Raw genomic sequence first — 365 nt, forward strand, 5'->3', positions numbered from 1 at the left:
AATCGAATTCGAGCAAGATGACGAATCCATCGAGACCACGTTCCACATGGGCGACCCTACCCTCTTCCGGAGTGACCAGGAAGCAACCGTCCCGCTCGAAGACGTAGAATCCGCCCGATTTCTCTCACTTGCTGGCCAGCCGATGGTCCGGTTATTTTACAAGAGAACGTTCAGCGTCAAACCGAGTTCGTTTCTGATTCCTCCAGACAAAGAATCGGAATTTCGAGAGTTCCTCCAGCGTCACAACGTTTCGATCCAAGGCGAAGCACAAACAAATTCTACTCGCTGGGTGTGGGGTCGATTCGCCGTTACTGCACTCTTCATTGGAGTGGTTCCACTCTACGCGATGTTCATTTGGCCCGTCC

1 pseudogene is annotated in these 365 nt (G+C 52.3%); it reads left to right on the forward strand.

The features are described 5' to 3' along the window. A pseudogene (locus AUR66_RS22680) lies at positions 1 to 365 on the forward strand (hypothetical protein); the annotation flags it as partial.

This window comes from Haloferax profundi (assembly GCF_001469865.1).
In the GTDB taxonomy this organism is placed as follows: Archaea; Halobacteriota; Halobacteria; order Halobacteriales; family Haloferacaceae; genus Haloferax; species Haloferax profundi.